Source organism: Streptomyces sp. NPDC050388 (assembly GCF_040655635.1).
In the GTDB taxonomy this organism is placed as follows: domain Bacteria; phylum Actinomycetota; class Actinomycetes; order Streptomycetales; family Streptomycetaceae; genus Streptomyces.
This window is the reverse complement of the sequence record NZ_JBFAKH010000088.1, coordinates 20,419-28,731: the sequence shown is the minus strand read 5'-3', so window position 1 is coordinate 28,731 and position 8,313 is coordinate 20,419. Positions and strand designations below refer to the sequence as shown.

Sequence of the window (8,313 nt, the reverse complement as noted above, 5' to 3'; positions counted from 1 at the left end):
CCAGGTCATCCGATCGACAGGGGGACACAGTCATGCCGGGCCCGGAGGCCAGCGGCCCTCTTGCAGGACCGCGGAAAACATAACGGGGGGGGAGCTCAGCTCCCGCGTGTGTGCAGGGAGGCCAGATAGGCGTTGTACGCCTGGAGCTCCTTGTCGCCGTCACGGTCCGCGGCGCGGTCGGTGCGCTTGGCGTGCCGCTTCTCCGAGGCGTACCACTGGAAGAGCAGCGCGATCAGCACCAGCACGGACGGGACCTCGCTGAACGCCCAGGCGATACCGCCGGCCGCGTTCTGGTCGGCGAGCGCGTCGATGCCGAGCGAAGCCGGCGGGTTCTGGAACGTGGTGACCATCGGCGTGGACGCCATCATCACCGCGATGCCGAAGAACGCGTGGAACGGCATGCCCGCGAACAGCTCCAGCATCCGCATGAGGTAGCCCGGCCGGTGCGGACCCGGGTCCACGCCCATGATCGGCCAGAAGAAGACCAGACCGACGGCGAGGAAGTGCACCATCATCGCGATGTGCCCCACCTGGGAGCCCATCAGGAAGTCGAACAGCGGGGTGAAGTACAGCCCGTACAGGCTCGCGATGAACATCGGGATGGTGAACACCGGGTGGGTGACGACCTGGATGTAGCGGCTGTGCAGCAGCATCAGCAGCAGCTCGCGCGGCCCCTTGCGCCCGCGTCCCGCCGGCGGCAGCGCGCGCAGCGCGAGCGTGATCGGGGCGCCGAGCAGGATCAGGATGGGGGACACCATGCTGATCATCATGTGCTGCACCATGTGCACGCTGAAGATGACCATGCCGTAGTCGTTCAGCCCGGTGCACATCATGAGCATGATGCTCAGCACGCCGAGGACGAACGAGACGGTCCGTCCCACCGGCCACTTGTCGCCGCGCCGCGTCAGGCGCACCACCGCCCAGCCGTACAACGCCAGCCCCAACAGGCAGGAGACGAGGAAGAACGGCTCGGTCGACCATGCGAGCCCTCGCGCCAGCGTGAACGGCGGCAGATCCATGGTCATGCCGTGCCCGCTGTGATCCATCCGGCGGCTCCTGATTCGTGGGGGTTGTGCGCTGTCTGTCCGCACCAGAGTAGAACCGTCCCCCGCCGCGACTGTGACCGGGGGCGGTTCTGCTCACAGGTGCCGCGGGGGATCCTGGGCTCAGGACGGCCCGGACACCGCGGGAGGTCACAGCTACTACAGGACGAACTCCGCCTCCGCGTAGCGGTCCTCGGGCACCGTCTTCAACGTCTCCACGGCCTCCGCCAGCGACACCGTCACGATGTCCGTTCCGCGCAGCGCCGTCATCATCCCGAACTCCCCGCGGTGCACGGCCTCCACGGCGTGCCAGCCGAAGCGGGTGGCCAGCACCCTGTCGTACGCCGTCGGCGTCCCGCCGCGCTGGGTGTGCCCGAGGATCACCGGACGCGCCTCCTTGCCGAGCCGCGACTCCAGTTCCACGGAGAGCTGCCGCGCGATCCCGGCGAACCGCTCATGGCCGTAGAGGTCCTTGCCGCCCTCGTCGAAGTCCATGGTCCCGGCCTTCGGCTTGGCGCCCTCCGCGGCGACCACGATGGCGAACCGCTTGCCCGCCGAGAACCGCGCACCGACCGTCGCGGTCAGCTCCTCGATGTCGAAGGGTCGCTCGGGCACGACGATCGCGTGGGCGCCGGCCGCCATTCCGGAGTGCAGGGCGATCCAGCCGGTGTGCCGGCCCATGACCTCCACGATGAGCACCCGCTGGTGGGACTCGGCGGTCGTCTTCAGCCGGTCCAGCGCCTCGGTCGCCACCCCGACGGCCGTGTCGAAGCCGAAGGTGACGTCCGTGACGGCGATGTCGTTGTCGATGGTCTTCGGGACGCCCACTATCGGCAGGCCGTGGTCCGACAGCAGCCGGGCCGCCTTCAGCGTGCCCTCACCGCCGATCGGGATGATCGCGTCGAGACCGAGTTCCTGCACGTGGCCCCTGGCCCGCTCCACACCGTCCCGCAGATGCTCGGGACGCACCCGGGAGGAGCCGAGGATGGTGCCGCCGCGGGCGAGGATGCCGCCCACCGCGTCGAGGTCGAGCTTGAGGTAGTCGCACTCCAGGAGGCCCTTCCAGCCGTCCCGGAAGCCGATGACCTCGTCGCCGTGGTCGACGACCGCGCGGTGCACTACGGACCGGATGACGGCGTTCAGACCGGGGCAGTCTCCGCCGGACGTGAGGACACCAATACGCATAGCCCGAAACAACCTTCTCGCCGTGGGCCGGGACCGGACCGCGTCGTCCGGCTCGATCCCCGCCACCCTAGCGGCATCCGGGGGTGGGCCCGCAGCGCGCGTCCGCCTACTGGACGAGCCCGCTCACCTGTGCGGACCAGCCGTCAGACGGGCCGGTGACGCCCCCGCGAACAGCCGGTCCGCACCCCGGTGTCCACGGGCTCGCGGACACCGGGACGCCGACCGGGCGGACGTCGTGGCGCGGGTCCTACGCGGGCTGCTGCGAGGCCGAGATGCGCTCGTTGCGCAGCGCCTCGTACCAGTGGTCGTCGGTCGGCGGCAGCGCGTTGACGTCGAGCGCCAGCTTCAGCAGCAGGTCCGCGATCTGCGGGTTGCGGGCCAGCACCGGACCGTGCATGTACGTGCCGAACACGGTGTCGTTGTAGGCGCCCTCGGTACCGTCCCCCGTGCCGTTGCCGTTGCCGAAGCGCACCCGGGCGAGCGGGCGGGCCGTCGGGCCGAGGTGGGTGACGCCCTGGTGGTTCTCGAAGCCGGTCAGCGGCGGCAGCCCGAGCGGCGCGTCGACGTCCCCCAGCACGTCGCCGACGCACCGGGCGCCCTCGCCGCGCACCGAGACGACGTCGAGCAGGCCGAGGCCGGGCTCCCGCTGGCCGAGGTCGTTGATGAACTCGTGGCCGAGGATCTGGTAGCCGGCGCACACCGAGAACACGATCGCGCCGTTCTCCACCGCCCGGTGCAGTCCGCCGTCCCGGCGCAGCCGCTCGGCCGCGAGCCGCTGCGGACGGTCCTCACCGCCGCCGATCAGATAGATGTCGCCGGAGGTCGGGATCGGCTGGTCGCTGCGCACGTCGAGCCGGGCCACGTCGAGGCCGCGCTGCCGGGCCCGGCGCTCCACGACGAGCACGTTGCCCTGGTCGCCGTAGGTGCTGAGCAGGTCGGGGTAGATCCACACGATCCGCAGACCGTTGTCGCTCATGAAGTCACTGTCCTTGTGAGTACGTCGCGATACGTCGCCGCGTCAGTTGCCGACGCGGCGGCGCAGGTCCTGGAACGCGGTGTAGTTGGCGATGACCTCGATCCGGCCCGGCGGGCACTGCTGCAGCGCCTGGTCGAGGTCGTCGCAGACCTGGAACTGCTGGTTCGCGACCTCGAGCCGCACCGCGAGGTCCAGCTTCCGGTCGCCGAGGACGACGATCGGGTGACCGGTCAGCCGGGTGTAGTCGACGTCCCACAGCCAGGAGGTGTCGGTGCCGTCGGCGGAGCGGGCGTTCACCGAGAGGATCACCGGGGCGGGCGGCGGGTCGATGAGGGAGAACGTCTCCAGCCAGCCCGCGGGGTTCTTGGCGAGCAGCAGCCGCAGGTCACGGCCCTGGTGCTGGACGACGTCATAGCGGCCGGCCACGGCCTGCACCTGGTACATGCGCTCCAGGGCGACCTGCGGCGGCACCCCGAACACGGCGGCGACGGCCGCGGAGCTCGCGGCGTTGGCCTTGTTGGCGCGGCCCGGCAGCTGGAGGTGGATCGGCCAGGCGGAACCGTGCGGGTCGAGGACGTGGTCGCCGGAGAGGGCCCAGGACGGGGTGGGCCGGCGGAAGCCGCACTCGCCGCAGAACCAGTCGTCGCCGGGGCGCTGCATCACACCGCCGCAGGACGGGCACGACCAGGCGTCGTCCTTCCACATCTGGCCCGCGGCGACCCAGATCACATTGGGGGAGGAGGAAGCGGCCCACACCACCAGCGGGTCGTCGCAGTTGGCGACGAGGACCGCCTTGGAGCCGGCCAGGCCCTCGCGCCAGTTCTCCGCGAGCATACGGGTCTCGCCGGCCCGGTCGAGCTGGTCGCGGGAGAGGTTGAGCAGGGCGATGCACTTGGGGTCGGTGTCCCGGGCGACACCGGCGAGGTACTTCTCGTCGACCTCGATGACACCGAACTTCGACTCCGAGCCGCCCGCGAGCGCCGAGGTGATGCCGGCGGGCATGTTGGCGCCGAGGGCGTTGGACACGACCGGTCCCGCGGCGCGCAGGGCCTCCGCGATGAGCCGGGTGGTGGTGGTCTTGCCGTTGGTCGCGGAGACCAGGACGCAGTCCAGGTTCTGCGCGAGCCGGGCGAGGAGATCGGGGTCGAGTTTGAGCGCCACCCGGCCGCCGATCACCGAACCGCTGCCGCGTCCCGCGGCGCGTGATGCCGCTGCGACCGCCTTGCCCGCTGTCACGGCCAGCTTGGCCCGCGGCGTGAGCGGGTCCGAGTTGCCTGCCATCAAGTCTCGATCCTCCTTGCGTACGCGCCGCGCCTGTGGCTGGCGGCCACGTGGTGTGGGCCTCAGCCTATCGAGGTCCATTCGCACTCCAGAACCATGGCACCACCGATGAGACGGGCGTTGTTGAGAGGACCGTACTCTGAGCGCCATGCGACACGGTTCCATCCCGGGCGTCCACGGACGCGTACGGCCCCTCACCCTGCTCGGCGACCCGCTGCTGCACGCCCCCTGCGCGGAGGTCACCGACTTTGGTCCGGAACTGGCCCGCCTCGTGGAGGACTTGTTCGCGACGATGTACGCCGCGCAGGGGGTGGGCCTGGCCGCCAACCAGATCGGTGTGCCGCTGCGGGTGTTCGTGTACGACTGTCCGGACGACGAGGACGTCCGTCACCTGGGCCACGTGGTCAACCCGCGGCTGGTCGAGACGGACGGTGTGGTGGTGCGCGGCCCGGAGGGCTGTCTGTCCCTGCCCGGCCTGGAGGCGGGGACGGAACGTCACGACCACGCGGTCGTCGAGGGCCGCACGGTGACCGGGGAACCGGTCACCGTGCACGGCACCGGGTTCTTCGCCCGGTGCCTGCAGCACGAGTGCGACCACCTGGAGGGCCGCGTCTACGCCGACCGGCTGACGGGCTGGCGCCGGCGCAGGCTCACCCGCCAGGTACGGCGGGCCTCCTGGAGCGGGCGCGGCTGAGGCTCAGAAACCGGGGCCGCCGGCCCGGTCGTCGGCCGCTGACAGCCGGCCCCACAGCAGATCGGCCAGGCTGCGCACCAGTTCGGCCCGGGAGCAGGGGCGTTCGCCGAGCCACCAGTCGCCGGCCGCGTGCATCATGCCGACGATCCCGTGCCCCCAGACGCGGGCCAGCTGCTGGCTGCCCGGCCCGAGGTCCAGCCGCTCCTCGATGACCTGGGCCAGTTCCTCGCCCATGCGCCGCAGCAACGGCGCCGAGTGCTTGCCGACGTCGAAACCCTGGTCGCCCGGTGGGCCCTCGGCCGGGTGCATCAGGAACCGGTACACCTGAGGGCGCAGCTCGATGGCCGCGAGATAGGTATCGAGGGTGTTCTCGACCCGCTCGCGCCGGTCCGCCGGGGCGTCCAGTGCCTCCCGCAGCGAGGCCAGGAGGGCGTCGGTGTGCCGCTGGGCCAGGGCGGCGTACAGTCCTCCCTTGTCGCCGAAGTGCCGGTAGAGGATCGGCTTGGTGATGCCGGCCTCGGCGGCGATCGCGTTCATGGAGGCGTGGGGGCCCTCGCGGAGCACCACCCGGTCGGCGGCCTCCAGCAGCTCGCGCCGGCGGCGGTCGGCGGACCGTTGCTGATCGGTCCGCTGTGTGGTGTCCATGATCTCTCCCCACCCGTGCTGATTCGGTGACGCCTGCGCAAACTAACACTGACGACGTGCCGGGCAGCGGACGGGATCCGAGGGGCCCGGGGGAGTTGACTTTCCCTACCGGCCGGTAACAGACTGCTGGTTACCGCAAGTAACATGCACGTGCGCCGCCGCTGGAGGGGACATGGCCGAGTTCACCATGGAGCTCAACGAGGAACAGAAGGAAGTCCGTGACTGGCTCCACGGCTTCGCAGCCGATGTGATCCGCCCCGCGGCCTCCGAGTGGGACGAGCGCGAGGAGACACCCTGGCCGGTGATCCAGGAGGCCGCCAAGGTCGGCATCTACTCCCTCGACTTCTACGCCCAGCAGTACTTCGACCCCACCGGCCTCGGCATCCCCACCGCCATGGAGGAACTGTTCTGGGGCGACGCCGGCATCGCCCTGTCGATCGTCGGCACCGGTCTCGCCGCCGTCGGCGTCCTCGCCAACGGCACCGAGGAGCAGATCGGCACCTGGATCCCGCAGATGTACGGCGACGCCGACGACGTCAAGCTCGCCGCCTTCTGCTCCTCCGAGCCCGACGCCGGCTCCGACGTGGCCTCCATGCGCACCCGCGCGGTGTACGACGAGGCCAAGGACGAGTGGGTGATCAACGGCACCAAGACCTGGGCGACCAACGGCGGCATCGCCAACGTGCACGTCGTCGTCGCGGTCGTCGACCCGGAACTCGGCTCCAAGGGGCACGCCTCGTTCATCATCCCGCCGGACACCCCCGGCTGCTCCCAGGGGCAGAAGTTCCAGAAGCACGGCATCCGCGCCTCGCACACCGCCGAGGTGATCCTGGACGACGTGCGCGTCCCCGGCTCCTGCCTGCTCGGCGGCAAGGAGAAGCTCGACGAGCGCCTCGCCCGTGCCCGGGAGCGTGCCGGGCAGGGGGGTGAGAAGGTGAAGAACGCCGCGATGGCCACCTTCGAGGCGTCCCGCCCGGCCGTCGGTGCCATGGCGGTGGGCACCGCCCGCGCCGCCTACGAGGTCGCCCTGGAGTACGCGCAGACCCGTGAGCAGTTCGGCCGCCCGATCATCGACAACCAGGGCGTCGCCTTCCAGCTGGCCGACATGCGCACCCAGATCGACGCCGCCCGCCTCCTGGTGTGGCGTGCCTCCTGGATGGCGGTCAACGGCAAGCCGTTCACGGCGGCCGAGGGGTCGATGTCGAAGCTGTACGCCAGTGAGACGGCCAAGAAGGTCACGGCCCAGGCGATACAGATCCTCGGCGGCAACGGCTACACGCGCGAGTATCCGGTGGAGCGGATGCACCGGGACGCCGCGATCTACACCATCTTCGAGGGCACGAGCGAGATCCAGCGCCTGGTCATCGCCCGCACCCTGTCGGGCATGCCCATCCGCTGAGTCCCGGCCGCGAGGAGGACCGCCGGTGGGGCCGTCACACCGCCGGGGCACGCCGGGTTCCGCGGCCCCGGCTCCTGGGGGACGATCGTGGGGAGCCGGCCGCACGACCGGCCGACCGACGCGACGGAGGCCGCGATGACGCGCACGGCCGGGGAACTGCTGGAGACGATCACGCGGGAACTGGCCCCGGACCCGCGGTCCAACCCCCTCGTGCCGCTGATCGCGCGTGGTGAGGCCGACCGGGACACCCTGGCCGCGCTCGCCCTCGAACAGCACCGGGTGATCCCCGCCGACCGCCGGGCGTTCCGGCATCTGGCGGACAGGTCCGCGGACCAGCCGCGGGCCGCCGCGTACTTCACCGCCCTCGCCGAGGGCGAGGCGACGGCGGCGCGGCGGCTGGACGCCTTCGCCGCGGCGTGCGGCGTGGGCGGCGACCGGGCAGGTGCGTACGACCCCCTGCCGGGCTGCCAGGCGTATCCCGCCTACATCGCCTGGCTGGCCCTCAACGCCGCGCCCGCCGACGCCGTCCTCGCGGTGACCGCCAACTTCTCGGCTTGGGGCGGCTACTGCGCCACCATCGCCGAGGCGCTGCGCACCCACTACGGCTTCACCGACGAGGCCTGCGCGTTCTTCGACTCCTTCGCCGAACCGGCCCCGGTCCTGGACCGGACGGCCACGGAAGCGGTCCAGGCCGCCCTGGACGCGGGCCGCCTCGACGAGGACCGTGCCCGGGAGTACGGTCATCTGCTGCAGAGCTACGAGGCGTTGTTCTGGAGGACGCTGCTGCGGCCCGTCTGACCCCGTCCGACGGAGAGCGACGGCCTCACACCGCCGTACCGTTCCCGTTCAGGGCGCGCTCCCGCTGCTGTGGGCGATGCAGGCCACGTCGATCCGGTCGGCCAGCTTCGCCAGCTCGATCGTGAGCGCGGCCACCGTGTCCTCGTCGAGCCGGCCCTCCCCGGTCTCCACGAGCCGCAGCCACCGCCCGCCCACCGTGCGCAGCAATTTGCTCACGTCCGCCGCGGTGACCTGCAGGGTGCCGCGGTCGTCGACGATCAGAGGCAGAGTCACTTCGCGGTTCACAGTCCGG

At 71.2% G+C, this 8,313-nt stretch carries 9 protein-coding genes; 3 read left to right on the top strand and 6 right to left on the bottom strand.

Annotated elements, in window-relative coordinates:
- Nucleotides 1-95: 95 nt before the first annotated feature.
- The 4 genes from AB0I73_RS33755 to AB0I73_RS33740 all read right to left on the bottom strand — a co-directional run bounded on the left by AB0I73_RS33755 (nt 96) and on the right by AB0I73_RS33740 (nt 4,485).
- A complete protein-coding gene (locus tag AB0I73_RS33755; RefSeq protein WP_109380731.1) occupies nt 96-1,046 on the bottom strand; it encodes a cytochrome c oxidase assembly protein in 951 nt (316 codons plus the stop codon).
- A gap of 156 nt (nt 1,047-1,202) precedes the next feature.
- Nucleotides 1,203-2,228 (bottom strand): 6-phosphofructokinase, encoded by a 1,026-nt coding sequence (locus AB0I73_RS33750; protein WP_363043874.1) that lies wholly within the window; start codon nt 2,226-2,228, stop codon nt 1,203-1,205.
- Nucleotides 2,229-2,475: 247 nt separating this feature from the next.
- Nucleotides 2,476-3,204 (bottom strand): glutamine amidotransferase, encoded by a 729-nt coding sequence (locus tag AB0I73_RS33745; protein WP_363043872.1) that lies wholly within the window; start codon nt 3,202-3,204, stop codon nt 2,476-2,478.
- Nucleotides 3,205-3,246: 42 nt separating this feature from the next.
- Nucleotides 3,247-4,485, bottom strand: a complete 1,239-nt coding sequence (locus tag AB0I73_RS33740) for a MurT ligase domain-containing protein (protein WP_363043870.1) — start codon at nt 4,483-4,485, stop codon at nt 3,247-3,249.
- A 148-nt stretch (nt 4,486-4,633) separates the two neighbouring features.
- On the opposite strand from AB0I73_RS33740, the gene def reads away from it, so the two are divergent.
- Nucleotides 4,634-5,179: a peptide deformylase gene (def, locus tag AB0I73_RS33735; protein ID WP_363043868.1), complete on the top strand. Its 546-nt coding sequence runs from the start codon at nt 4,634-4,636 to the stop codon at nt 5,177-5,179.
- A gap of 3 nt (nt 5,180-5,182) precedes the next feature.
- Here the strand turns inward: def and AB0I73_RS33730 are convergent, their stop codons facing one another.
- Nucleotides 5,183-5,824 (bottom strand): TetR family transcriptional regulator, encoded by a 642-nt coding sequence (locus AB0I73_RS33730; RefSeq protein ID WP_363043866.1) that lies wholly within the window; start codon nt 5,822-5,824, stop codon nt 5,183-5,185.
- Nucleotides 5,825-5,996: 172 nt separating this feature from the next.
- Here AB0I73_RS33730 and AB0I73_RS33725 point away from each other — a divergent pair, with 172 nt between their 5' ends.
- Nucleotides 5,997-7,223, top strand: a complete 1,227-nt coding sequence (locus tag AB0I73_RS33725) for an acyl-CoA dehydrogenase family protein (RefSeq protein WP_363043864.1) — start codon at nt 5,997-5,999, stop codon at nt 7,221-7,223.
- A 135-nt stretch (nt 7,224-7,358) separates the two neighbouring features.
- Nucleotides 7,359-8,021, top strand: coding sequence for a transcriptional regulator (locus AB0I73_RS33720; RefSeq protein ID WP_363043862.1), 663 nt, complete (start codon nt 7,359-7,361; stop codon nt 8,019-8,021).
- A 48-nt stretch (nt 8,022-8,069) separates the two neighbouring features.
- On the opposite strand, the gene AB0I73_RS33715 is transcribed toward AB0I73_RS33720, so the two are convergent.
- The gene (locus AB0I73_RS33715) at nt 8,070-8,306 is read right to left on the bottom strand and encodes a DUF6213 family protein (RefSeq protein WP_363043860.1); all 237 of its coding nucleotides are present in this window, start codon (nt 8,304-8,306) and stop codon (nt 8,070-8,072) included.
- Nucleotides 8,307-8,313: the final 7 nt, after the last annotated feature.